Genomic DNA, 25,456 nt, shown 5'->3' on the forward strand with positions numbered 1-25,456 from the left:
GGTCAGCGACCACCCTTGCGACCGGCAGGGAGCGCGTGCATCAGGCCACGGATGTAGCCGAGCGCGTGCAGCCGTCCGAGCGCGGCGTAGCCGGGCTTCGCGTTGGACTCCCCGACCAATGTCGGCACGTGGTCGGGCCGCATCGGTCCGTCGAAGCCGGCCTCCAGGTAGAGCTCCATGCAGGCCGCGAGGTCGGTCGGTCCCAGGTCGTGGAAGGTCTCGTAGAAGTCCTCGGCCGGCCCTTCGACGTCACGGAAGTGCACGAAGGCGATGTGGGGCAGGAACTCCGCGATCGTCGCCGGCAGGTCGTCGGTCATGAGCCGCCAGTTGCCCTGGCAGAAGGTGATCCGGTTGGACGGCGAGGGGAACTCCTTCATCAGCCGGCGGTAGGCGTCGACCGACGACATCAGGTGCGGGACACCTCGGACGACCGAGATCGGCGGGTCGTCGGGGTGCAGCGCCAACTGAACGCCTGCCTCCTCGGCGATCGGGAGGGTCCGCTCGAGGAACCAGCACAGCGACTCCCAGAGCTGCTCGTGCGTGATGCTGCCGGGCTCGGCCATCGGCGGGAGCGCCTCCGCGTCGGCGAGCCGGAACCCGGTGGTCAACGCACCACCGCGGGTGACGACCTCGCTGTCGGTACGCGCCCAGCTGCCCAGGACCATCCAGTTGTAGCAAAGGACCGGGATGCCGAGCTCGCCCATCGCACGGATCTGCTCGTGGACGTTGGCCAGTTCTTCCTCGCGCCCCGGCTGCCCGAGCCGGATCTGGTCCATCGGAGCGGTGTCCTCGATGGCCGCGACGCGCAGCCCGTGCTCGGCGTAGCGGTCGACGACCGCGCTGATCGCATCGCGGCTCCACGGCCGCTCGACGCCGCGCATCGACTCGGTGTTGGTCGCACCGCTGGCACGGAGCCACCGCTGGTGCTGCTCGGCCCCCTCGAGCAGCGTGACGACGTCGTCGACACCGCACTGCTTCACCAGGGTCCACAGCTCGCTCGGCCAGGGGTCCAACAGCTCGCTCAGCTTCACCATGACTCGGTCAGCACCTTCCTTCTCGTCGACAGGCGCCGGAGGTCGGCACGCTGCTCTGCGTCGAGGCCGCCCCAGACGCCGTACTGGGTGCCGGTGCCGGTCGCGAAGTCGAGGCACTCGGCTCGCACGCGACACTCCCGGCAGATCACCTGCGCCTCGCGGGCCTGGAGTCGGGCCGCGGCGGTGTGACCGATCGGGAAGAAGAGCTCGGGGTCCTCGTCGCGGCACGCGGCGTGATCGGCCCAGGGGGCGTGCGTCCCGAGATTCATGACAGCACCGGCATCAGCGCGACGTCCACGACCGCGCCCCGGCTCTGCACGACCGCGCCGGCGATCCGGTTGCCGACCTGCGCAGCCGCGCTCGGCGACAGGCCGGCGAGGCGCCCGGCGAGGTAGCCGCCGTTGAAGCTGTCGCCGGCCGCCGTGGTGTCGACCGCGTCGACCGCCACCGTTGCGACGTGCAGCGGCCCGCCGTCCTTAGTGACCCAGGCACCCTCGGTGCCCACCTTGACGACGACCTCGCCGACGCCCAGGGCGGTCAGCGCGGCCACGGCCGAGGCGACATCCACAGCGCGGCCGAGCGCGATCTCGTCCTCGAGGGTCACCAGCGCGATGTCGCTGACAGCCAGCACCCGGGCCATCGCCTCGGCCGCACGGGCCGGGCTCTCCCAGGCCGCGGGCCGGTAGTTGGAGTCGAACACGACGCGGGCGCCCTGGTCGCGAAGCGCGGCCAGCCGGGCGACCACGCCGTCGAGCGCAGCGTCGCCGAGCAGTTGGGTCGTGATGCCCGACAGGTAGACGAGGTCCCCGCGCACAGCCTCGAGCCAGTCCGTACCGGCGAAGACATGGGCTGCCGCCGACCGGCGGCGCCAATAGAGGAAGCTGCGCTCGCCGTCGTCGTGGGTCGTGACCAGGTAGGCGCCCGGGTGCCGGCCGTCGACGAGCACGACGTCGTCGGCCACCCCCTCGCCCCGCCAGTAGGCCCGCATCCGGTCCGACTCGTCGTCGACACCGACGCCGGACAAGAACCGGACGTCCACCTCGACGCCGAGCGCATCGGATGCGCGACGGAGGTAGACGGCGGTGTTGAAGGTGTCGCCGGCGTACTGCACCTGCGCACCGGCGCCGGCGCCGGTGCGGACGAACTCGATCATGCACTCGCCGATGCACTGCACCACGAGAGTCACGCGATCACCGGAACCATCCAGCCGCCACCGACGGCGACGACCTGGGCGAGCGCGAGGTAGCCCGGGGCAGTGTCCGCGTCGATGCCTCCTGTGGGCATGAACCGCACGTCAGGAAACGGCCCCGACAGCGCCCGCACGGCCGCGGCGCCGCCGAGCACCTCTGCCGGGAAGAGCTTGACGGTCCGGAAGCCGGCGTCGACGGCGCGCTGGATCTCCGTCGCCGTCGACACCCCTGGCACGAACGGGATGTCGAGGTCGTCGGCGGCGAAGGCGAGCCCCGGCGTCAGGCAGGGGCTCACCAGGAAGCTCGCTCCCAGGGCCCGTGCTCCGGCGAGGTCGTCCGCGGTGCGCACGGTTCCGGCGCCAACGACGAGACCCTCCTCGCGGACCATCGCGGCCAGGCAGTCGAAGGCGTCCTCGTGGCGCAAGGTGACCTCGACGGTCGTCAGTCCTGCAGCCCGCAGTGCGTCGGCCAGCGGCGCCGCCTCGGCCGGGCTGCGGAGCGAGACGACCGGGATCAGTCGATGCGCCGGGACGAGGTCGCTGAAGTCAGGACTCACGTCTTGTCCGGGAGTACGGCGGCCACGCGCGCCAGCAGACCACCGTCGACGCGCACGTCGGCTCCGGTGATGAACGACGCAGCGGGTCCGGCGAGGAAGGCGATCGCCTCGCCCAGCTCCTCGATGGTGCCGACCCGGCCGAGCGGGTGCATCAGGCCCCAGTTGGCGATGTTCTGCTCAGCTCCTTCGGGGGTGCCATCGCTCCACAACGCGGCGGAGGCGCGCAGCATCGGGGTGTCGACCGAGCCGGGACTGACGGTGTTGACCCGCACGCCGTACTCCGCCTCGTCGAGCGCCATCGACCGCCCCATCGCGTGCAGGGCGCCCTTGGTGGTCGCATAGGCGACGACCTTGTTCTGCGAGGCCGACCCCTGCACCGACGACACGATGACGATGCTCCCGGCCGGGGACTGGCGCAGGTGCGGCAGCGCGGCGCGGCAGGACAGGAAGACGCCCTTGAGGTTGACGTCGAACGTGCGGTCCCAGATCTCGTCGGTCGTCTCGACGGCGTCGCCGTAGGTCTGGATGCCGGCCGAGGTCACGAGCGTGTCGAGGCGCCCGAACTCGGCGACGGTCGCCTCGACGGCCGCCACCGACGTGGCAGGGTCCTCGATCGGCCCGGCCAACCCGATCGCCCGGCCGCCTTCCTCACGGATCCGCGCCGCCATCGCTGCGCTCTCGTCGAGGTCCAGGCCGTGCACCGCCACCGCTGCTCCCTGACGGGCCAGCACCAGCGCAGCGCCGGCGCCGATGCCCGTCGAGCCTCCGGTGACCAGGGCCACCCGGCCGGCGTGGGGACCCTCGTGCTGGGCGCTCATGGCCGCTCCTTGCTCTCGATCGTGATGCTGTGCGTGATGGTCGTCGCCCCCGACGGTGCGATGGACAGGCAGCTCTCGCGGTCCTCGCCGCCGGTGATGGTGCTGGCAGGCTCGATCGCAAAGGCGCGCGCTCGGCGGTGCCACGGGAAACCCTCGGTGTGGTGGAGCTCCTGCCAGAACCAGGCGTAGGGAAGCGCGGCATCCCACTCGAGCCGTACGCCGACGCCGAGGTCGAGGTTGGTGATCGACGCCCAGTGGCCGTCGAAGTCCGACAGCCAGCCGAAGGCCATCCGCCGCTCCCCCGGCAGCGGCAGGTCCCGCAGGTCGGTGTCCTCGGCGGCGGGCCAGGAGTGCGTCGACCCGGGAGCCACGAAGCTGCCCTCGGTTGCCGGGTCCGCGGTGTAGCGGCGCGCGCCCGTGTCGATCCTGACCCGCCCGTCGAGGAAGGCTCCACCGAAGGCGGGGTGGCTGATGTAGTCGATCTCGAGCCCGACGTCACTGAGGTTGGTGAGCGTGTCGGTGATCGTCAGCCGGTCGCCGGTGAGGGCCAGGTCCCGATCGATGCGGAGCGGGACGGTGTAGAGGTCGACCGCGAGCCGCGCGGTCGCGGCGTCGGCCTCCACCACAGTCCAGGTCGCCGCCATCGCCTCGCCGTGGAAGGTGGTGGGCGCTCCGTGGATCGGCCGCGGCGCACCGGCGACGGGGCACAGCAGCTGCCAGCCCCCGCGGTAGCGCTCGAGCGGACCCGCGACCGGGTCGTACGACGTCGCCGCCTTGCGACCGTCGCGGACCGCTTGCGCGTGGTCGGCCCAGGGGGTGCGGAAGAGCACGTCGGTCCCCGTCGCCCGGTGGACCAGGCTGACGATGTCGGCGCCGCCCGCCGGGTCGACGACGACCTCGACGGCTGCGCTGCGGAGGGTGACGAACTCGCTCATGTCAGCCCCGGAAGCCGCTGACCGGGACGCCGGCGACGCCGATGTTGATCGCGAACACCGAGCCGGCGAGCGGCTGCGCGGCCAGCGCTTCCTCCGACAGACCAGCGTTGGCAGAGGTGATGTAGAGCGTGCCGTCGGCCGAGATCGCACAGCTGGACGCGTTCGCGACGGGCATCGTGATCACGCCCGTCTGCTCACCAGCGGGGCTGTAGCGCCGCACCTCCCAGCCGTCCCACATCGCGATCCAGATGTTGCCGTCGAGGTCGACCGCGAGGCCGTCCGGATAGGCGCCGTCGACCGCGCAGAGTGCGGAGAACTCGCCCACCTCACCGGAATCGGCATCGAAGTCGGCCCGCAGCAGCACGTACTTCTGCGTGTCGATCAGGTACATCGTCTGGTCGTCCGGGCTCCACCCGATGCCGTTGGGCTGGGTGAGTCCGCGCGCATGGACGGTGCTCGGTCCGGTCCCGTCGTAGCGGCGCAGCTCGCCCCCACCGGGCGTGAAGTCCATGAAGAGGGACCCGCCCCAGGCACGGCCGCGGGAGTCGCACTTGGCGTCGTTGAACCGCAGGTGCGGCTCGGCCAAGCACGGGTCGACCATCGTGAGGCCACCGTCGGGCGTCCACAGGCCAAAGCCGTCGGAGACGGCCAGCAGGAAGCCCGGCTCGTCGGTCCGCGGCAGTGCGGCACCGACCATCGTGTCGAAGTGCTCGGACTCCGTCGCACCTGTCACCAGCTCGGTCTGGAAGAGCCAGCCCTGCGTGATGTCGACCCACACGAGGTTGCCGGTGCGGCTGTCGAGGACGGGCCCCTCGCCCACCTCGGCGGACGCGGGGACGACGACCTCGGGCGCGCCGAGCGACTCGACGCTCATCACAGGACTCCGAACTTCTCGAACGCGTCCGAGGGCTTCATGCCCTCACGGACGGCGACGCGGAAGAGCGACTCGTCCGCGCTCTTGGCCAGGGCAGCGTCGACGACCTGTTCGATCAGAGCGGCGGGCACCACCACGACACCGTCGTCGTCACCGACGATCAGGTCGCCGGGCGCCACGCTGACGCCGGCCACGTCGATCGGCTCGCTCACGCGGCGCTGCTCGATGCGGCCGTTGGCGTCCCTGGGACTGGTGCCTCGGGAGAAGACCGGGAAGCCCATCTCACGCACCATCGGGGTGTCGCGGATGTAGCCGTCGGCGATGGTGCCGCGCGCGCCGCGGAAGCGGATCGCCGTCGAGGTGAGCTCGCCCCAGATCGCGGCATCGCTGGACGTGCTGGCCACCCACACCTCGTCGGTCCCGATGTTGTCGAGGGCGTCGAGCAGACCGATGTAGGGGACCTCGGGCGGGGCATCGACGATCTCGACGACCGTCGGGTAGGCGTAGCCGACCAGCACCTGGTCCTCGACCGTCGGGCGGAGGCCGGGTTCGAGGCTCTGGTTGCGATAGCCCAGCCCGTCGAGGATGTCGGAGACCAGAGCGCTGCGCAGGTCCTCGGCGAGCTTGTCGAGAGCGGCCGTGTCATAGGGCCGAGCGGTATTCATCACTCCTCCTCCACGGCGCGGACCGCCGCATTCATCCAGCCGAGGGCGTAGGCCATCCCGGCGTGCCACGGGGCGGCACAGGTCATCTGGGGCGTGTGGTCCGGCATCAACATGCCGTCGAACCCGTTGTCCCGGTAGGTGCGCAGGGCACGGAACATGTCGACGTAGCCCTCGTCCAGGAACGTCTCGTGATAGTCGGGCACCCGCCCGATGACGTTGCGGAAGTGGACGTAGCCGATCCGGTCGGCCTTCGCGTAGCGCGCGATCAGCTCGTAGATGTCGATGTCCGGGATCTCCGAGACGGTGCCCTGGCAGAAGTCGAACGCGTGGTGGCGGCTGTCGGCGAGGCCGACGAACCGGTCGAGACCCGCTTCGCTGGTCAACACCCGCGCGGTGTTGCGCAGGACCGGCAGCGGCGGGTCGTCGGGGTGCGCACACAGCCGTACGTCGACCTCCTCGGCCACGGGCAGCATGGCGGCGAGGAAGTACTCGATCCGCGCCCACAGCTCGTCGGCCGTCACCTGGCCGACCGTGGGGCCGTCGGGATCGCCGACGGCCCCCTCGTCGTAGTCCATGTTCCAGACCTGGCCGCACGGGATCTCCGGCTGCCGACCCAGCGATGCGGCGTCGAAACCGATCGACTCCGCTCCTCCCCGCGCGAACGGACCCTGCCGATGCCCCCAGACGCCGGCGAGCGAGAAGTTGTAGCCCATCCGTCCGATCCCGAGCTCGCCCAGGATCCGCAGGTAGTCCTGCAGCTGGGCGATCTGCTCGTCCCGGCGAGGACCGGCGAGCAGGACGTCGTACCAGTGACCGGGGTCGAAGTTCTCGATCGCGTGCAGCTCGAGCCCGGCGTCGGTGACCTTGCGCTGGATGCCGGCGATCTCGTCGATCGTCCACGGCTCCCCCACCCGGTGGGTCGGGCCCCAGCCGGATGCGCGGCCGGTCGACTCGGGGATCCGCGGTCCGCCGCTGAAGTAGTCGACGAGGTGGGCGACGACATGCGTCGCGCCGGCCTGCTTGGCGAAGCGCAGGTTGTCCTCGGTGAGCATGTGCCGGTAGAGACCGAGCCCGACCTTCATGAGCTGCCCCTCAGGGGGAACGGTGCCAGCGGGATCCCGCCGAGCACCTCGTCGATGCGCAGGAGCTCGTTCCACTTCGCGGTCCGCTCGCTCCGCGTGATCGAGCCGACCTTGAGGATGTCGGCCTGCCACCCCACGGCGAGGTCGACGATCGAAGTGTCCTCCGTCTCGCCCGACCGGGCGGAGACGATGGTCGACCAGCCGGCAGCCCGGGCCGCGGCGTGGGCCTCGCGCGTGTGGGTCACGGTGCCGGCCTGGTTGACCTTGATCAGTGCGGTGTTGCACGCGCCGTCGGCCACCGCGGTCCGGATCCGGTCGGCGGTGGTCACGATGTAGTCGTCGCCGACGACGAGAACGCGCCCACCGTTGCGCTTCGTGAAGTCGCGCATGCCGACCGGATCGTGCTCGCCGGCGGGGTCCTCGATGGCGACGATCGGATAGGAGTCGAGCCAACCGCTCAGCACGTTGAGCCAGTCGGAGCGCTCGTAGACGCGGTCCTCGGACTCCAGCCGGTAGCGGCCGCCGTCCTCGAACTCGCTCGCGGCGACGTCGAGCGAGATGGCCAGGTCGACGCCCGGGACGAAGCCCGCGCGCTCGATGCCGAGGGTGAGCAGCTCGAGCGCCTCCTCGTTGTTGCGGACGGCCGGCCAGTGCCCACCCTCGTCCGCGACGCCGAGTGCCGGGCCACGCGCGAGGAGCAGCGCACCGACAGCCAGGTAGACCTCCGCGACCTGGGTGAGCGCCTCGTCGATGCGATCGGTGGCGATCGGGACCACCATGAAGTCCTGCAGGTCGACCCGGCGGGCCGCGTGCGCTCCACCGCCGATGATCTGGATCTGCGGGCGTGGCAGGTGGGTCGGGTTCGCCGTGAGGTGCCGCCAGGTCGGGACGCCGCGGGCCGCAGCGGCGGCGTGCAGCACGGCCAACGAGGTCGCGACCGTCGCGTTGCCGCCCAGAGCCTCTCGGGTCGGCGAGGGGTCGAGCTCGTCGAGGATGTTGTCGACCGCCGTCTGGTCCTCGACGGCCGCACCGAGCAGAGCCGACCGGATGACGGTGTTGACGTTGTCGACCGCGCGGCGCACACCGAAGCCGCCGAGCAGGTCACCACCGTCGCGCAGGTCGGTGGCCTCGGCCGAACCACGCGACGCACCGGCAGGCGCGATCGCCCGCCCCAGCGCACCGGTGGCGGTCGTGACGTCGACCTCGACGGTCGGACGGCCGCGGGAGTCCCACACCTCGCGAGCACGGACGTCGGCGATGACAGCACTCATGACAGGTGGCTCCTCCACGCGTCGAACACACCCAGCAGGTCGAGCGACCGGTGCCGGATCAAGGGAATCGCGAATCGTCGTACGGCGTCCTGCGCGGTCGCGTCGAGATACTCGACCGGCGACCGGCCGTCGACCCGCGCGAGCATGAGCGCGGGCAGCAGGGCGCCGGCGCGCTCGGCGATCTCGGCGTCGAGCTCCCAGGACGCGTGGCTCAGGTAGGTCCGGGTGAGTGCCTCGGCGCTGCCGACGAGATCGGTGACCGCGGCGTCAGGCAGCAGGCACTTGAGCAACAGGTGGTTGACGCAAAACGCCACGTCGAACGAGGGGTCTCCCCAGACGGCCGTCTCGGCGTCGATGAGGACCGGACCGCGCGGTCCGATCAGGATGTTCTTCGGGCTGACGTCGCCGTGGACGAGGACGGACCGGTGGCTCCGCAGGGACTGGACGATCTCGCCGACGTGTGGGGCGAGATCGGCATGCGTCGTCACCAGCCGTTGGAGGTAGGGCTCGATCCGGAGCGCCGCGAACAGTGTGTCGTTGGCGAAGTCCCGGGCAAGACGGGGCCGCTCGGAGGTGTGTCGGTGGATGCGCCCGAGCAGGTCACCGACCCGGGCCGCGTCGCGCTGGTCGACCTGGCCGGCGAGCAGTTTCCCCTTCCACAGCGCGTGCTCGGACGGGTCGAGGTACTCCAACGCCAGCAGGTGGCGCTCCTTGTCGTAGGCGAGGACCTCGGGGCAGGCACCCGGCACCAACGACGACACCGTCGCGAGCCAGCCGGCCTCGGCGTCAGCACGCGCCACGGGCGCCTTCCACCCCGCTGCCACCCGGAGCTCGGCGAGCGGCGTCTTGACGACGACCTGCCGGGACCCGTCGCTCACCCGCCACACGTCCGAGGAGACACCGCCCCCCAACGGCTGCAGCGTGAGGTCCTCCCCACCCAGCAACCGCTGCGCGGTCACGAAGCCGACGACGTCGGCTGCGCTCGGACCTCTCACCTGCTCGGACACCTGCATCGTCGTCTCAGCCCAGGATCGCGGCCGGGTCGAACGCGACCTCGGGTGCCCGGCACGCCTGGTGCAGCTCTCCGATGCCGTCGATGTGGGTCGTCACCTCGTCGCCGTCCGTCAGGTAGCGCGGCGGTGTCATGCCGAGCCCGACCCCGGACGGCGTCCCGGTGAGGATCACGTCGCCGGGCCGCAGGGTGACGATGTGCGAGAGGTAGGAGACCAGCTGCGGGATGCTGAAGATCAGGTCGGAGGTGTTGCTCTTCTGCACGGTGTGGCCGTTGACCCGGGTCTCGACGCCGATCGCGTCGGGGTCGTCGTACTCCTCGGGCGTCACGAGCACCGGTCCGAGCGGGAGGAAGCCCTCGAAGGACTTGCCCAGGCTGAACTGGGGCTTCGCCCCACCCAGCAGCTGGACGTCGCGGGCCGAGTAATCCTGCGCCGCGGTCAGACCGGCGACGTAGGTCCAGGCCTCGTCGCGCGCGACGCGGCGAGCAGTGCGCCCGATGACGACGGCGAGCTCGACCTCCCAGTCGACCTGGTCGGTCGGCAGCTCGAGCACGCCGCGCGGGGCGGCAACGGCGCTGGGGAACTTCGTGAAGACGAGCGGCACCTCGGGGAGCGGCAGGCCGGCCTCGTGGGCGTGGGCCGTGTAGTTGAGACCGACCGCGAGCACCTGCCCGGGGACAGGTACGACGGCATCAAGCTCGTCGTCGCTGCCGGCGTCGACGGGGATGTCGATGTCGAGCTCCGACTCGAGCGCGCCGTGCGCCCAGAGGAGGAAGTGGTCCCAGTCGGCGTAGACGTCGCCGAGGTCGGGACCGAACAGCCCCGCGCTCGCCGCAGCGACGTCGAGGTAGCCGCCGTCCACGACCAGTGCGGCGCGACCGCGCAGGTTCGCCAATCTCATGTCTCTTGCTCTTCCTTCGTTGCTCGGTCTTCGTGCTGGGGTGGTCGTCAGCCGGCGGTGATGCCGCCGTCGATGATCAGGTCGGTGCCGGTGATGAAGGCCGCGGCGTCGCTGGCCAGGTAGACGGCGGCTTCGGCGATCTCGCGCGGGAGGCCGAGCCGGCCGAGCGGCTGGCGGCCGACGAGCTGCTCGCGCCGGGCGACCGGGTCGTCGGCCTCGTCGAGCAGCCGGCCGACCCACGGGGAGTCGACCGTGCCGGGGCAGACGGAGTTGCAGCGGATGCCCTGGCCGGCGTACTGCACCGCGATCTGCTTGGTCAGCGCGATCACGGCACCCTTACTGGCGCAGTAGGCGGCCCGGTCGGGCAGGCCGATCATGCCGGCGACCGACGCGGTGTTGACGATGACGCCGAAGCCCTGCGTGAGCATCGAGGGCAGCAGGTGCTTGCAGAAGAGGTAGGTGCCGCGGACGTTGACGTCGAACACCCGGTCCCACTCGTCGGCCTCGACGTTGACCACCGACTTGGTGCTGCCGATGCCGGCGTTGTTGAACAGCGTGTCGATCGGGCCGAGGTGGCGCACCTCGTCGATCGCGCGCCGGACCTGGGCCTCGTCGCTCACGTCGACGTTGACCCGCACGGCCTCGCCCGGCACGTCCTCGGTGCGCAGGTCGGCCGCGACGACCTCGGCCCCTCGTGCGAGCAGCTGGGCCGTGATGGACAAGCCGATCCCCGATCCGGCTCCGGTCACGAGCGCCCGGCGGCCGGCGAAGTCGTTGCTCACGATGAGCGGCTGATCGGCGACCACAGTCATGGGTCGGGTCCTGTTCTCTTCATGCACCGCTCGGGCGCTGTTGGCGGAGTTGCGCTAGGCAGGCGGGGACGCCGCCCGGGGGTTACTCCAGCGAGGTCTTGCGGGTGCGCCAGACGTTGACCAGCACGGCGACGAGCACGACAGCGCCGCGGACGACCTGCTGGGCGTAGGGGTTGACGTTGAGAAGGACCATCCCGTTGAGGAGCGCGGCGATGAAGAGCACGCCCATCACGGTGCCGACGATCGAGCCCTTGCCTCCCGAGAGGGCGGCGCCGCCGATGATCGTCGCGGCGATCGCGTCGAACTCGAGGCCGACGGCGATCGTGCTGTTGCCCGACGCGAGGAGCGCGGTCTGCAGGAGACCGGTGATCGCGGCTGCCACGGCAACGATCATCATCACCAGGATCTTGATGCGTCGCACGTTGATGCCCGACAGGTTCGCGGACTTGGCGTTGCCACCGACGGCGTAGATCGAGCGACCGAAGACGGTGTACTTGGCGATCACGATGAGCACGACGAAGGTGCCGATCAGGTAGAGCGCGGGCACCGGGACCCCGAGGAAGCGGCCGTCGCCCCAGTAGAAGAACTCCTCCTGGTCGATGGGGAGCGGGAAGTTGTTGGTGAGCAGCTGGGCCAGACCCTTCAGCGCGAGGTAGAGCGCCAGCGTCGCGATGAAGGTCGGTACGCCGAAGTAGGCCCGCATCGCTCCCGCGAACGCGCCGATCGCGGCCGCTGCGAGGAGCACCAGGAGCACGGCCAGCGGCATCGGGACGCCGTGCTTGACCACGAACACACCGAGCATCGACGACGACAACGCGGCCATCGAGCCGACCGAGATGTCGATCTCGCCCGCCACGATGACGAGCGTCATCGCGAAGGCCACGATCCCGAAGAAGGCGGCGTTCTGCAGGATGCTCAGCTGGTTGTCCGTCGTCAGGAAGACCGGCGAGCGCACCGAGAGCACGACGTAGAGCAGGACGAGCACCGACAGGAGGCCGATGCCTTCCCAGGACCGGACGCGATGGAGGGCGCCCGACACCCGCGAGGTCGCCGTGGGCTGCTCCACTGCGGTTTCCGCGATGGCCATCTCAATCATCTTCTTTCATGGTCAGGGCGAGGATGCGTTCGGCGTTGGACTCGGCACCGGTGAGCACCTCGCGGCTCCGGCCGGCGCGGAGGACGACCACCCGGTCGCACACCAGCGGCATCTCCTCCAGCTCGGAGGAGACGAAGATCGCCGAGTGGCCGGCGGCCGCGAGCTCACGGATGAGCGCGTAGACCTGGGCCTTCGCGTGCACGTCGATGCCGCGGGTCGGTTCGTCGAGGAGGAGGACCCGCATCTCGGCGGCCAGGGCGCGACCGATGACGGCCTTCTGCTGGTTGCCTCCCGACAACGTCCCGACCTCCTGGGCCGGCGACGACGTACGGATCGCGAGCTTGTCGATCGTGTCGGCCTGGAGACGCGACTCCGCGCGGCGGCGGAGCCAGATCTTGGGGAGGACCCGGCTGCGGGCGGTCAGGAGGACGTTCTCCCCCGTGCCCATGGCGGGCACGATGCCCGCGCCCTTCCGGTCCTCGGAGGTCATCGCCACGCGTCGGGCCAGCATCTTGCGGGGCCGGCGGCCGCGGACCTCCTTGCCGTTGACCCACACCGAGCCGCGGACGTCGTGGCGCAGACCGAAGATGGCCTCGAGCAGCTCGGTGCGACCGGAGCCGAGGAAGCCGGCGATGCCGAGGACCTCGCCCTCGTGGAGGTCGAAGCTGACGTCCTCCAGGACGCCGTCGACCGCGAGCCCGCGCACGGAGAGTGCGACCGGGGCGTCGGAGCGGTCGTGGTAGACGGCGGCGGCGACGTCGGTGACCTCGCCCGCGATCATGGCGGCCACCCTCTCCGGGCTGGCCTCACCGATGCCGAGCGTCGCGACCTCGCGGCCGTCGCGGAAGACGGTCATGGCGTCGGCAACCAGCGGGATCTCGTTCATCCGGTGGGAGACGTAGATGACGCTGACCCCCGTCGCGGCGAGCCGACGGACCAGGGCGAGGAGCACCTCGACCTCGGAAGCGTTGAGTGCGCTGGTCGGCTCGTCGAGGATCAGCACGTCGGGGTTATCGACCAGTGCCTTCGCGATCTCGACCAGCTGCTGCTGCGCGATCGGGAGGCTGCCGACCAGCTGCCACAGCGGGATGTCCTCGCCGAGCTGGTCCAGCGCTCGCCGCGCATCGTCTTGGAGCCGCTCCTGGTCGATGAACCCGAGCCGGGAGGACCAGCGGCCCATCGTGATGTTCTCGGCGACGGTGAGACCGGGGACCAGGCTGAACTCCTGGTGCACCACTGAGATGCCACCGGACCGGGCGGCACCCGGGCCGTCCCAGCGCACGTCCTTGCCGTTGAGGCGGATCGTGCCCGAGTCGGGTTGAACGGCTCCCGAGACGAGGTTGACCAGGGTCGACTTGCCGGCGCCGTTCTTGCCGAGCAGCGCGCGGACCTCGCCGCGCCGCAGCGTGAAGTCGACGTCGGTCAGCGCCTGGACGGTGCCGTAGCGCTTCGTGAGGTTGCGGCATTCCAGGACTGGGACGACGACGTCCATGTGCTCACCTGACCTGGTCGAGATTGACGGATGACGTGGGGGCGGTTCGGGCCCGGGCCCGGGGGTGGCCGTCCGATCGGGACGGCCACCCCTGGATGTTGCTCCCCGGTGTGTCTCTTGGGGAGTACTTACTCGGCGTCGTCGAGGAACGCCTGGACCGTGTCCGGGTTGGCGCGGTCGTAGACGATGCCCGGGAGCTCGACCTCGAACGGGTCGTTCTCGCCACCGGCGATGGCCTTCTTGGCCATCTCGTAGGCGCCCTCAGCGGTCGCGACGGGGTCCTGCCCGGTGGTCACCTGGAGGATGCCGTCGTCGTCGAGCAGGTACTCCGCCAGCTGCGCGGAGATGTCGGTGCCGAAGACCGGGATGTCCGCACCGGCCTGGTTGACCGCCACGACCGCACCGACGGTGCCGCCGTCGTTGGACGCCCAGAAGAGGTCGACGTCGTCGTGCGCGGTGAGGATGTCACCCGCGACGGTCGTCGCCTTGTCGGCCAGGTAGGCCTCCTGGTCGGTCACGTAGTTGGCGTCGATGCCCGCGGCCTCCAGGGCCTCCTTGAATCCGGCCTTGCGCAGCTTGCACGCCGAGGCGATGTCGCAGTTGAGGATCGCGATGTTCGCCGCGCCGTCGAGGTTCTCGTTGATGTAGGCGGCGGCGAGCTCACCCGTGCCGGTGCCGAGCGCGGTGTTGTCGGACTGGATGACGCCCGAGGAGTTCTCCGGGTCCAGCGCCGAGTCGGTGCAGTTGCCGTAGCAGATCAGCGTGATGCCGGCGTTCTGGATGGCCTGCATCGTCGCGATGGAGGCGTCGCCGCCCGCGGGCTGCATCAGGATCGCGTCGACCTGGGCCTGGATCATGTTCTGCGCGACCTGCGACTCGGTGGCCGGGTCGTTGTTGGAGAGACCGGTCGTCACCGAACCACCGTCAGCCTCGACGGCCTCGCGGAGGCCGGACTCGATGCCCTGGTAGTAGGTGTCGCCCTGCAGCATGATGACGCCGACCTTGAGGCCCTTGCCTTCCTTCTTGTCGGCCTCGGATGCGGGCGAGTTGCCGCACGCGGCGAGCGACACGGCCAGGAGGCTCGCGCCGACGACCAGCGCGGGCCGGCGCCAGGTCGCCCCGGCTCGAGTGGACCTACGGAACATTCTGACTCCTTATGACCGGCCCCCCACCGGGGCTCATGCTGTGCAACACGATTGCGTTACGTGGAACAGTGAACGGGATCACATTCCGGGCTGTCAAGCATTGTGTGCAACTTTGTTGCATTAGATGCACCTTCCTCGCTTCTGTGAAAGACTGCGGCCCGGGCCAGCAGCACCCGCAGCCCGAGTCCTAGAGAGGTCGACATGGCGGCAAGTCCCGAGAACGGCAGCCGGGCGACGACACGCACCTTGCTGCGCGGTCTCACGCTCCTCGAGATGATCGGCGAAGCTCGAGACGGTGCGACCGTGACCGAGCTGGCGGCCGGCGCCGAGCTCGACAAGGGCACCGTGTCGCGGCTGCTCGGCACGTTGCGCGACGCCGGCTGGGCCAACCAGTCGCCCGAGGACCGCCGCTACCGACTGGCCGGCAAGGCGCTCGCGCTCTCGCACGACTACACCAACCGGGTCGACCTCCGCGCCCTGGCGATGCCGCTGCTCTCGAAGCTCCGCGACGACTGGGACGAGACCGTCCACCTCGGAGTCATCGAGGGCCAGGAGGTCGTCTACGTCGAGCGCCTCGAGCCCAAGGCCACCGTGCGGGTGATGTCGATCGTGGGACAGCGCATGCCGATCGCGAGCACCGCGATGGGCAAGGCGTTCCTGTCCGTGCTGCCCGAGGAGGAGCGGACTCGGCGCGCACGGGAGCAGGAGCTGGTGCGACGTACGGAGCACAGCATCACCGACCACGACGAGTTCCTCGCCGACCTGGTGCGGAGCGCGAAGCGGGGCTACGCGATCGACCGCGAGGAGAACGACGCCGAGATCACCTGCGTCGGCTCCGCGGTCACCGACGTGACCGGACGCCCCACGGCGACGATCAGCGTGTCGGGACCGTCCTACCGCATGAAGCGCAGGGTGGCCGAGGTTGGGAAAGCGTGCGCCGAGGCGGCTGCTTCCATCAGCCGTGCCCTCGGCGACGCCACCCAGGCGTGAGCCTCGCCGTCCCCCCAGCGTGTTGCCCACGAGACTCACCCCCCGCGCCCCGCTCTTGCTAGCCATTCATCCTACGAATAGGATGAATGGAATGATTGCGGTGGTCAACCCCCTCGGCACGATGGGAGACGCACGGTGACCGAGCCCCTCAGCAAGACCGTCAGCGACTCGCTGCTGGCCCGGATCGCGCGCGGTGAGTACCGCGCCGGCGACCGCCTGCCGACCGAGGTGGAGCTGATGGCCGAGTACGGCGTCGGCCGCAACACCGTCCGCGAGGCCATGCAGGGACTGCGCACTCTCGGACTGGTCGAGATCCGCCCCCGACTGGGTGCGACCGTCCTCGACAGCCCGGCCGGCACGCCGCTGACCCGGTCGGCGATCTCGGTGCTCCTCAACGAGCACACGATCGACGAGCTCTACGAGGTGCGCCTGATTCTCGAGCCGGCCGCCGCGGCCAAGGCGGCCATCGAGCGCACCGATGCGGACCTGGCGGCCATCCGCCGCGCCCTCACGCACTTCCGGGTCGCCTTCGAGACCGGCGACAACGTCTACGAGGCCGACATCGAGTTTCACCAGGCGGTGGCTCAGGCGAGCGGCAACGGCGTGATGGCGCGGATCCTCGCGCCCGTGTCCGACCTGCTCGCCGCAGCGCGCCAGGCGACCGGCACGCTGCCCGTCGCGGTCGAGCGCGCCCTGCACGAGCACGAGGCGATCGCCGCGGCGATCGAGGCAAGGTCGAGCCGTCGCGCGAAGGCGGCCATGGCCACCCACATCGAGTCGGCGATCTGGGCGATCGGCCAGCTGAAGGACGAGAACGCTTCCTAGCGGGCGATCAGGCGAGCCGGGGGTCGCTGGGCCGCACCGGGTCGGCAGGGTCGGCCCACCGGGTGTTGGGCATCAGCGGGAACCACCCCGGGCGCCCCGGGTCGCGGTCATAGGGATAGCCACCCAGCCGCCGGAACTCCTCGGCATACTCAGCGACCTTGTCGCGGTCGAGCTCGACACCGAGGCCAGGGCCGTCGGGCACGGCGATCGTGCCGTCGGCGTACTCCATCTTGCCGCCGACGATGATGTCGTCGCGGAGCTGGTGGTAGTGCGCGTCGGCCGTGTAGGTGAGGTTGGGCAGCACCGCGCCGAGGTGGAGCATCGTCGCGAGCTGGATGCCGAGCTCACCCGAGCTGTGCACCGCGATCGGCATCTGGAACGTCTCGCAGACTCCGGCCGCCTTCACGCACGGCCGGATGCCGCCCCAGAAGGTGGTGTCGAGCAGGATGACGTCGACAGCGCGGCGCATCATGTTGCTCGCCAGCTGCTCGAAGTTGACCACGACCTGGTTGGTCGCGAGCAGCAGGCCGGGACGGCGGACCTGGCGCATCCCCTCCAGGCCCCAGGTCGGGTCCTCGAGGAAGTCGTTGCGGACGCCTTGGATGCGGTCGGCGACGCGGATGCTCTCCTCGATGCTCAGCGAGCCGTTGGGGTCATAGCGGAACGAGTCGCCGGGCAGTGCCTCGGCAACGGCGAGGTAGCAGTCGATCTCGTAGTCGGGCCCGAAGACACCGCCCTTGAGCTTGTGGGAGGTGAAGCCGTGCTGCTTCTTGAGGTCGAGGGCGTGCTCGACGAGCTGGTCGGGCGTCCGCACCTCGCCCGCCCCGGTCTCGGGGTCGCCGTAGCGGTAGAAGAGGTAGCTCGCGAAGCCGACCTGGTCGCGCACGCGCCCGCCGAGGAGGTCATGGACCGGGACCCCGAGCTTCTTGCCGACCAGGTCGAGGCACGCGAACTCGAGCGCGGCGTGCAGCTGGGTCCGGTTGTTGTAGAGGCTGGCCGTCGGGTTGCAGATCGCGAACCGCAGCTCCTCGAGACGGAACGGGCTGTGGCCACGGAGGTAGGTCAGCAGCCCCACGATCGCCGCCTCGGCGCTCTCGCCGCCGCCGCCCATCTCGCCCAGGCCCACCAGGCCGTCGGCCGTCTCGACCTCGACGATCGTGCGCACGAAGCGGCCCCAGTGCGCGCCGACCGCGTGGCGCAACGGCGCCTCCAGCGGGACGCTGACCGTGGTGGCGCGGATGTCGACGATGACGAAGTCACTCATGCGGAGTCCCTAGATTCGTTCTATGCAACGTTGTTGCACAGGCTACTTCCGTCGGGACCGACTGTCCACCACTAGGGGACGAGCACGACCTTCCCGACATTGCGCCGCTCGGCGAGCATCAGGTGCGCGTCGCCGGCCCGGTCGAACGAGAACGCCTCGGCGACCACCGGCTGCACGGTGCCGTCGGCGATCAGCTCGCGCAACGGACCGATCCACGGCTCGAGGGTGCCCGCGTCGTCCCAGAGCGCCAGCATGTTGAGGCCGATGACCGCCTTGGAGGTCGACATCTGCTTGACGAGGTTGAAGCGCGGCATCCGCACCATCGTCTTCGCAGCCTGCACCAAGTTGCGGCTTGCGCCGTCCATCACCGAGGAGGCACCGAAGGCGACGAGGCGACCGCCGGGGCGCAGCAGGTCGTAGCTGGTGCGGAAGCTGGGCCCGCCGATCGCGTCCATCACCAGGTCGAAGGGCGGCAGCCCCTTCTGCCAGTCCTTGCGCGTGTAGTCGTGCGCCACGTCGACGCCGAACCCGCGGATCGCGTCGTGCTTGCCCGGCGACGCGGTCCCGTGGACCTCAGCACCGATCTTCTTGGCGATCTGGGTCGCCGCGATGCCGACACCGCCAGCGGCCGCATGGAGGAGCACCCGCTCGCCGGGCTGCACGGCGCCGTACCTCACCAGACCAGCCCAGGCGGTCGCGTAGTTGACCGGGATCGCCGCGCCCTGCTCGAAGGTCAGGCTGTCGTCGAGAGGTACGACGTCGCGCGCCCCGACCACGACCTTCTCCGCGTAGCCGCCGAAGTGGGTGCCGGCCATGACGCGGTCGCCGACCGCGATGCCGCCGACGCCCTCACCGACCGCCGTCACCAGGCCGGCCACCTCGTAGCCCACGACCATCGGCGGCTTGGGCGCATCGGGGTAGAACCCGACCCGGGCCATCGTGTCGGCGAAGTTGACGCCCGACGCTCGGACATCGATCGCGACCTGGCCGGGACCAGGAGGACCGGGGTCGGGACGATCCTGGACCTTGAGGACGTCGAGGCCGCCGTGGCGGGTGATGACGACTGCACGCATGACGGAGACCGTAGCCATCCCAGCGGCCCGACGCGTCCTGCCAGGGTCGGAACTCCGAGCGTCAGCCGACCGGGGTCAACGCCAGCGACCGCGATGCCCGGTCCGCCCAATAGGGCATGCCGGCGCGGCCGTAGAGATCACGCGCTGCCTCGAATCGCAGGCGCGCCTCTTCTTGATCGTCCTCGGCCAGCGCGACGCTGCCCGCGGCCGACTCGGCCATCGCCTGCCAGGCCGAGCTGGCGAACATCTGGCCGGTCTGGTGTGCGGCCGCAGCGTGGGTTCGGGCACCCTCGACATCCCCGACGAGGGCGTAGGCCTCGGCCGCCATCGGGTGCACCAGAGCGTTGCAGGGCGGGCAGTCCGCGTTGCGGACCGCGGCGGCAGCCGCCCCTCGCACCGCGTCGATGGCACGGTGCGCGTCGCCCTGCTCGAGAGCGGCGAACGTCTTCGTCGCGTAGATGCGCCCCCAGAGGTGCATTCCCATCGACGACACCGTGGCGATCGCCGACGCCTTGCGCAGGTAGGCCTCGGCCTCCTCGGGCGCACCCCGGCACACGGCCACCTCGGCGAGCCGCTGCAACGGCAGCGCACCCGAGCGGGAGTCGAGGGACAGGTTGAGGTCGACACTGCGCTCGAGACAACCAACGGCCTCGTCCCATCGAGCCTGGAGGAGCAGGCTCTCACCCAGGAGGCACCACCCGAACGCCTGCGCCCGCACCGCCGCCGACTCCTCCGCTCGGTCGATGACGCCGCGGGCGTAGCCCTCGACCGACGGCAGGAGGGCATCGCCGTAGAGGTGGAACTGGCCGATGCAGTGGTGGATCTCGTAGACCCGCGCCAGCTGCCCGGGGCCGTCATCCTTGACCGCCATCCGCTCCAGCTCGGAGGTCATCCCCTCCCGCCAGGCACCGGTGAAGTGCGCGACGATCGCAGTCGCCTCGAGCGCCGCGGCGACGTCCTCGGACGTGCCGTCGACCGTCGCGGTGTCGAAGGCGCGCTCGGCGAAGTCGCGAGCAGCGACGAAGTCACCGGACTCCCACCCGTGATGAGCGTGGCTGCGCAGCAGCCGGCTCCGCTCGGCGGGATCCGGGTCAGGGGTCGCCGCGTCGGCGGCTGCCAAGCAGGTCGCTGCCTCGGCCGGGCGGTGGATCAGCAGCCACGCATCGGCCGTCTTGCGGTGGAGACGTCCCGCGTCTTCATCGCCGCCCGAGGTGATCGCGGTGCCGAACGCCTTCGCTGCCCCCGCTCCGTCGCCCGACAGCATCCGAAGATCACCGACGCGTTCCCACATCCCGGCGGCGAGCTCGGGCTCGATGCCTTGGCGCGACCGGAGCTCCTCGACGAGCTTCTCCGTCTCCGGCCCGGGCTCGGCCCCGAGCTCCTCGGCCAGCGTGGCGCGGAGCCGTTCGTAGGCGTGCAAGGCGTCGGCGCGGCGCCCGGCCAACGCGTTGAGCCGGATCAGGGTCGCGTGGTTGTCCTCGCGCAGCGGATCGGCATCGACCAGTCGGCGTACGACGTCGATGGCCGCATCGATCGCACCGCCCGCCACCAGCAGCCCGGCGAGCTCCTCCAGTGCGGCCAGGTAGTGCAGGTGCACGGAGTCGTGCTCGGCGCTCGCCCAGTCCTCGTAGCGGTCCTCGGGGAGCAGGCCGGTGCGGTAGAGGTCGATCGCCCTCGTGTAGCTGTCGACGTCACGGTCGCGCCGGGCGGTGGCCACGGCCCGGTGGAAGTCGTCGAGGTCGACCTGGACGTCCCCACCCGCCAACCACACCAGGTTCGCGTCCGAACCGAGCACGTCGGCGCCGCCGACCTGCTCCAGCGCTCGGCGCACCTCGTGCACGGCCTTGCGGAGGTTCGCCGCCCCGGCGGCCGCACCGAGGTCGGGCCACAGCACGTCGATGAGCTGCTCGCGGTGCAGCCGGTGTCCCGGCGCGAGGGCGAGGAGCTTGACCAGCCCCGCGGGCTTCCTCCGGCGCCATACCGCCGGGTCGACGGCACGCTCCGCGACCGAGACTGAGAAGCCACCGAGGACCTCGATCCGGACCATCATCACCCACCGTCCCTGGTCGCTGCCGACGATACGCCCCGACCGGTCCGCCGCGGGAACGTTCCGGGAACGCCGTCTCCCTAGGTTCGATCCCATGTCACTCGCTCGCTCTGCCCTCGCCGGGAGCCTCGCCACAGGCCTCGCCACGATCGGGCTCATCGCGCTGCCGGCGCCGGCGGCCCACGCCCTCGCCGGCCACGTCTACGTCGCCGAGGGCGGCACCGACAGCGGGGCGTGCACGTCGGGCAGCCCGTGCGGCACGATGACGTACGCCCAGATGAAGGTCGCGGACGGCGGGACGATCCACGTCTCCGGCAGGATCGTTGACAACATCGACATCTGGTTCGGCAGCCTCACCATCACCGGCGCCGGCGCGGCGAGCCCGGCGATCCTCGACGGCTCCGGCCAGGTCGACCCCACGCTGGAAAACCGCCACACAACCGTCAGGCTCGACAACCTGCGCATCGAGGGCGGCTACGGCGCGATCGACAACCAGTACTCCGACCTGACCCTGACCGATGTGACGATCGGGCCCAATCCCGGGCCCAACCAAGGTGCCGGCATCTTCAATTACGAGGCCGACGTGACTCTGATCCGCTCGACCATCACCGGCAACTCGGTCTCCTACCTCGGTGGCGCGATCTGGTCGGAAGGAGGCAACGGCGAGATCAGGATCATCGACAGCACCTTCTCGGACAACCATGCAACAGTCAACGGTGGCGCGATCGACGCCAACTGGACGCCTCTCTACGTCGTCCGGAGCACCTTCACCGGCAACTCGGCGCACAGGGGCGGCGCCATCAACGCCGATCACGTGACGGTGGTCGACAGCACCTTCTCCGGCAACAGCGGCGACTACGGGGGCGCGTTCTACTTCTGGGGTGATCACGCGCTGTCGAGCATCGTGGGCAGCACGATCTCCGGCAACCATTCGGAACTCGGCGCGACCGTCCACACCGACGGCGCGACGGTCACGTTGGCCGGCAACATCATCGCCGACAACACCTCCGATAACCGCTACCCCTCCTGCAAAACGATCTACTCCGGTACGTTCGTGTCGGCGGGCTACAACCTGACCGACGAAGACTCGGCCGTGTGCGCACTGACGCACGGCACCGACCGGACCAACACCTCTCCGGGCCTCGGGCCGCTCCAGGACAACGGCGGTCCGACGCTGACGATGCTGCCCTCGGGAGCCGGCGCCGAGCGCGTGATCCCGACAGGGACGACACTTCACGGTGTCGACGTGTGCGACGGCCCCGACCAGCGGGGCCGGCTCCGGCCCCAGCCGGGGTTCGCGGCGTGTGTGTCGGGTGCGACGGAGCCGGGGAGCACCTCGGCCGAGGCTCCGCAGTTCACCAGCGCCTCCTCGGCGACGGTCAACTCGGGCACCGCAATGAACCTGCCCGTGGCAGCGACCGGCCTGCCCACCCCGGCCCTGAGCGCGACCGGCCTCCCGAACGGGGTGGTCTTCACCGACCACGGCGACGGGACCGGGGCGCTGACCGGGTCGACGACGCTGTCGGGCACGCACTCGATCACCTTGACCGCCACGACGGGCTACCTCTCGGAGGCCGTCCAGACCTTCGACCTCCAGGTCCTCCCGCCGCCAACCGTGTCCGTCAACGACGTCACCGTGACCGAGGGCCACAGCGGCACGAAGAACGCGACCTTCACCCTGACCCGCACGGGGTCGACGACCGGCACCTCCTCGGTCAAGGTCGCGACCAGCGACGGCACCGCGACCGCGGGCGCCGACTACACGGCCGTCCCCCTCACCACGGTCGGCTTCTCCGCCGGCCAGACCACCCGCACCGTGAACGTCACCATCACCGGCGACACCGTCATCGAGCCCAACGAGAGGCTCACCCTGAAGCTCAGCGCGCCGGTCCGGGCGACCATCGGCGACGCGACCGGTGCTGCGACCCTCACCAACGATGACGCCTCCGTGTCGGTCGACGACGTCACGCTGGCCGAGGGCGACAGCGGCACCCAGAACGCCACCTTCACCCTCACCCGCACCGGCGCGACCGTCGGCGCCGCGTCGGTCAAGGTGGCGACCGCCAACGGCACCGCGACGGCGGGCTCCGACTACACCGCGCTGCCGCTCACGACCGTGAGCTTCGCCGCTGGCCAGACCACCAGGACCGTGAACGTCACCATCACCGGCGACACCGTCATCGAGCCCGACGAGACGCTCACGTTGAACCTCAGGTCCCCCACCAACACCACCATCGGCGACGCCAGCGGCACCGCCACCCTCACCAACGACGACTCCGGATCCCTCGCGGTGGGCGACATCACCCTCGCCGAGGGCAACACCGGCACCAAGAACGCCACCTTCACCGTCACCCGGTCCGGTGCGTCCGGCGGCACCGCGTCGGTCAAGGCGGCGACCGCCAATGGCACCGCGACCGCGGGCTCCGACTACACCGCGCTGCCGCTCACGACCGTGAGCTTCGCCGCCGGCCAGACCACCAGGACCGTGCAGGTCACCATCACCGGCGACACCGTCATCGAGCCGAACGAGATCCTCACCCTGAACCTCAGCGCCGCGACCGGCGCGACAATCAGCGACGCCACCGGCACCGCCACGCTCACCAACGACGACTCCGCCTTCAGCGTGGACGACGTCACCGCGCTCGAGGGCAACAGCGGGACCACGACCGCGGTATTCACCCTCACGCGCGTCGGCTCGCTCGACGCCGCGGCGTCGGTCGACGTCGCGACCGCCAACGGCTCGGCGACCGCCGGCACGGACTACGCCGTACTGGCGACCACGACGGTCGCCTTCGCGGCCGGTCAGGCGACGAGGACCGTTTCCCTCCCGATCACCGGCGACACCGCGGTCGAGGCCGACGAGACGTTCGCCCTGAACCTGACGAACCCGGTCGGTGCGACCGTCGCCGACCCGAGCGGCACAGGGACTATCAGCAACGACGACTTCGCCTACGTGGCAGTCGACGACGTCGTGGTCAGGGAAGGCATGACCGGCACCAAGACCGCCACGTTTACCCTCACGCGTTCGGGGAGGACGGCTGGCACCTCTTCGGTGAAGGTCGCCACTGCTGGTGCGACGGCGACCGCAGGGAGCGACTTCACTGCCCTGCCGCTGACCACCGTGAGCTTCGCGGCCGGACAGACCTCGAGGACTGTCGCTGTCGTCATCCGGGGCGACGACGTGGTGGAGAACGATGAGACTCTGCAACTGAACCTCAGTGCTGCCCTCGGGGCAACGATCATCGACTCCAGCGGCAAGGCGACGATCGTCAACGACGACAAGGCGTGGGTGTCGGTCGGCGACGTGGAGGTCACGGAAGGCAACTCCGGGACGACCAACGTCACCTTCACCCTGACGCGCAGCCAAAGCCTGAGCCAGCCGTCGTCCGTCGACGTCGAGACCTGGGACGACACGGCGATCGCCGGGTCTGACTACGTCGCGCTGCCGCCGACGACCATCACCTTCGCCGCGGGCGAGGCCACGAAGTCGGTGGTGGTCGCGGTCAAGGGTGACACCGCCAACGAATCCAACGAGACGTTCAGCCTGGAGCTCACCAACGAGGTCGGCGCCGTCCTCGGCGACACGAGCGGCACGGCCACGATCGTCGACAACGAAGGACCGCCCGAGGCGGCACCCACGACGTTCTTCTCGATCGACGACGCAGCGGTCGAGGAAGGCAATGCCGGCGGAACCCCCATCGTCGCGACCATCACTCGCACCGGCGACGTCTCCGGCGCGTCGTCCGTCAGGGTGGGATCGGGCAACTACTCGGCCGACCAGTCCGACTACAACCCGGTGAACACGACGGTCAGCTTTGCTGCCGGTGAGCGCACCAAGACGGTCACCGCCACCGTCCTGGGCGACGCCGCGGCCGAGGAGGATGAGTCCTTCACCCTCGTGCTGTACGGCGCCGCCAACGGGGTCGCGTCCGATCCACTGAGCGTCCTGACCATCCTCACCGACGACTTCACCTCCGTCGGAGTCCTGGACACGGCCCTCGCTGAGGGGGAGACGGGCGTGCAGGCCGTCACCTTCACACTGACCCGCTCCGGCTCACTGGCGGCTGCTTCCTCGGTCTATGTCGCGACCAACGGCGGCACGGCGACCGCGGGGACCGACTACGTCGCGAAGGCAGCGACCGTGATCACCTTCAACCCGGGCCAGGCCACGAAGACGGTGACGGTCAACATCAACAGCGACACCGCGGTCGAGCCGCACGAGACGTTCCGGCTCTACGTGAGCCCCCACTCCGGCGCGACCGTCAGCGACGACTTCGGTGTCGCGACGATCCTCAACGACGACTGAGAGTGCAGCGGATCCTCAGAGGCTGGGCAGGTCCCGACGGCGCTGATCGGCAGGGATCGGATCAACC

22 protein-coding genes are annotated in these 25,456 nt (G+C 70.3%); 3 read left to right on the forward strand and 19 right to left on the reverse strand.

Annotated features, from left to right (window positions below; all coding sequences use genetic code 11):
- Positions 1-2: 2 nt before the first annotated feature.
- From F0U44_RS05860 to F0U44_RS05935, 16 genes are all read right to left on the reverse strand, one after another.
- Positions 3-1,034 carry a mannonate dehydratase gene (locus F0U44_RS05860; protein WP_149727253.1) on the reverse strand — a complete coding sequence of 344 codons (1,032 nt, stop codon included), beginning with the start codon at positions 1,032-1,034 and terminating at the stop codon, positions 3-5.
- The gene (locus tag F0U44_RS05865; protein WP_149727254.1) at positions 1,028-1,303 is read right to left on the reverse strand and encodes a WhiB family transcriptional regulator; all 276 of its coding nucleotides are present in this window, start codon (positions 1,301-1,303) and stop codon (positions 1,028-1,030) included. The genes F0U44_RS05860 and F0U44_RS05865 overlap by 7 nt, the downstream gene beginning before the upstream one ends.
- The gene (locus F0U44_RS05870; protein WP_149727255.1) at positions 1,300-2,220 is read right to left on the reverse strand and encodes a sugar kinase; all 921 of its coding nucleotides are present in this window, start codon (positions 2,218-2,220) and stop codon (positions 1,300-1,302) included. Before F0U44_RS05870 ends, F0U44_RS05865 begins: the two co-directional genes overlap by 4 nt.
- Positions 2,217-2,780: a bifunctional 4-hydroxy-2-oxoglutarate aldolase/2-dehydro-3-deoxy-phosphogluconate aldolase gene (locus tag F0U44_RS05875; RefSeq protein ID WP_149727256.1), complete on the reverse strand. Its 564-nt coding sequence runs from the start codon at positions 2,778-2,780 to the stop codon at positions 2,217-2,219. Before F0U44_RS05875 ends, F0U44_RS05870 begins: the two co-directional genes overlap by 4 nt.
- Entirely contained in the window at positions 2,777-3,598 is an 822-nt protein-coding gene (locus tag F0U44_RS05880) for an SDR family NAD(P)-dependent oxidoreductase (RefSeq protein WP_149727257.1), read from the reverse strand. The genes F0U44_RS05875 and F0U44_RS05880 overlap by 4 nt, the downstream gene beginning before the upstream one ends.
- Positions 3,595-4,533: an aldose epimerase family protein gene (locus F0U44_RS05885; RefSeq protein ID WP_149727258.1), complete on the reverse strand. Its 939-nt coding sequence runs from the start codon at positions 4,531-4,533 to the stop codon at positions 3,595-3,597. Before F0U44_RS05885 ends, F0U44_RS05880 begins: the two co-directional genes overlap by 4 nt.
- A 1-nt stretch (position 4,534) precedes the next feature.
- The gene (locus F0U44_RS05890; RefSeq protein ID WP_149727259.1) at positions 4,535-5,407 is read right to left on the reverse strand and encodes an SMP-30/gluconolactonase/LRE family protein; all 873 of its coding nucleotides are present in this window, start codon (positions 5,405-5,407) and stop codon (positions 4,535-4,537) included.
- Positions 5,407-6,072: an RraA family protein gene (locus F0U44_RS05895; RefSeq protein ID WP_149727260.1), complete on the reverse strand. Its 666-nt coding sequence runs from the start codon at positions 6,070-6,072 to the stop codon at positions 5,407-5,409. The genes F0U44_RS05890 and F0U44_RS05895 overlap by 1 nt, the downstream gene beginning before the upstream one ends.
- Positions 6,072-7,154, reverse strand: a complete 1,083-nt coding sequence (locus tag F0U44_RS05900; protein WP_149727261.1) for a mannonate dehydratase — start codon at positions 7,152-7,154, stop codon at positions 6,072-6,074. Before F0U44_RS05900 ends, F0U44_RS05895 begins: the two co-directional genes overlap by 1 nt.
- Positions 7,151-8,425 (reverse strand): phosphopyruvate hydratase, encoded by a 1,275-nt coding sequence (gene eno, locus F0U44_RS05905; protein WP_149727262.1) that lies wholly within the window; start codon positions 8,423-8,425, stop codon positions 7,151-7,153. The genes F0U44_RS05900 and eno overlap by 4 nt, the downstream gene beginning before the upstream one ends.
- Positions 8,422-9,432 (reverse strand): phosphotransferase, encoded by a 1,011-nt coding sequence (locus tag F0U44_RS05910; RefSeq protein ID WP_188113338.1) that lies wholly within the window; start codon positions 9,430-9,432, stop codon positions 8,422-8,424. The genes eno and F0U44_RS05910 overlap by 4 nt, the downstream gene beginning before the upstream one ends.
- A gap of 13 nt (positions 9,433-9,445) precedes the next feature.
- Positions 9,446-10,339 carry a fumarylacetoacetate hydrolase family protein gene (locus tag F0U44_RS05915; RefSeq protein ID WP_149727264.1) on the reverse strand — a complete coding sequence of 298 codons (894 nt, stop codon included), beginning with the start codon at positions 10,337-10,339 and terminating at the stop codon, positions 9,446-9,448.
- A gap of 47 nt (positions 10,340-10,386) precedes the next feature.
- Positions 10,387-11,151 (reverse strand): SDR family NAD(P)-dependent oxidoreductase, encoded by a 765-nt coding sequence (locus F0U44_RS05920; protein WP_149727265.1) that lies wholly within the window; start codon positions 11,149-11,151, stop codon positions 10,387-10,389.
- An 82-nt stretch (positions 11,152-11,233) separates the two neighbouring features.
- Positions 11,234-12,238 carry an ABC transporter permease gene (locus tag F0U44_RS05925; RefSeq protein WP_149727266.1) on the reverse strand — a complete coding sequence of 335 codons (1,005 nt, stop codon included), beginning with the start codon at positions 12,236-12,238 and terminating at the stop codon, positions 11,234-11,236.
- Position 12,239: 1 nt separating this feature from the next.
- Positions 12,240-13,739, reverse strand: a complete 1,500-nt coding sequence (locus F0U44_RS05930) for a sugar ABC transporter ATP-binding protein (RefSeq protein WP_149727267.1) — start codon at positions 13,737-13,739, stop codon at positions 12,240-12,242.
- 128 nt (positions 13,740-13,867) lie between these two features.
- Complete coding sequence (locus F0U44_RS05935) at positions 13,868-14,884, reverse strand: sugar ABC transporter substrate-binding protein (protein ID WP_149727268.1); 1,017 nt, start codon at positions 14,882-14,884, stop codon at positions 13,868-13,870.
- Positions 14,885-15,085: 201 nt separating this feature from the next.
- Here F0U44_RS05935 and F0U44_RS05940 point away from each other — a divergent pair, with 201 nt between their 5' ends.
- Positions 15,086-15,874 (forward strand): IclR family transcriptional regulator, encoded by a 789-nt coding sequence (locus F0U44_RS05940; RefSeq protein WP_149727269.1) that lies wholly within the window; start codon positions 15,086-15,088, stop codon positions 15,872-15,874.
- Positions 15,875-16,009: 135 nt separating this feature from the next.
- Entirely contained in the window at positions 16,010-16,699 is a 690-nt protein-coding gene (locus tag F0U44_RS05945; RefSeq protein WP_149727270.1) for a FadR/GntR family transcriptional regulator, read from the forward strand.
- A gap of 7 nt (positions 16,700-16,706) precedes the next feature.
- Here F0U44_RS05945 and F0U44_RS05950 read toward each other — a convergent pair whose 3' ends face one another.
- The 3 genes from F0U44_RS05950 to F0U44_RS05960 form a co-directional block, all read right to left on the reverse strand.
- Entirely contained in the window at positions 16,707-17,963 is a 1,257-nt protein-coding gene (locus tag F0U44_RS05950; protein WP_149727271.1) for an enolase C-terminal domain-like protein, read from the reverse strand.
- Between the two features lie 71 nt (positions 17,964-18,034).
- Positions 18,035-19,036 carry a zinc-binding dehydrogenase gene (locus tag F0U44_RS05955; protein ID WP_149727272.1) on the reverse strand — a complete coding sequence of 334 codons (1,002 nt, stop codon included), beginning with the start codon at positions 19,034-19,036 and terminating at the stop codon, positions 18,035-18,037.
- A gap of 61 nt (positions 19,037-19,097) precedes the next feature.
- On the reverse strand, positions 19,098-21,086 hold the full coding sequence (locus tag F0U44_RS05960) for an AfsR/SARP family transcriptional regulator (protein ID WP_223163581.1): 1,989 nt from the start codon (positions 21,084-21,086) through the stop codon (positions 19,098-19,100).
- 91 nt (positions 21,087-21,177) lie between these two features.
- Between F0U44_RS05960 and F0U44_RS05965 the strand changes: the two genes are divergently transcribed.
- On the forward strand, positions 21,178-25,389 hold the full coding sequence (locus F0U44_RS05965; protein ID WP_149727274.1) for a beta strand repeat-containing protein: 4,212 nt from the start codon (positions 21,178-21,180) through the stop codon (positions 25,387-25,389).
- The last annotated feature ends 67 nt before the right edge of the window (positions 25,390-25,456 follow it).

This window comes from Nocardioides humilatus (assembly GCF_008373755.1).
Classification (GTDB): Bacteria; Actinomycetota; Actinomycetes; order Propionibacteriales; family Nocardioidaceae; genus Nocardioides; species Nocardioides humilatus.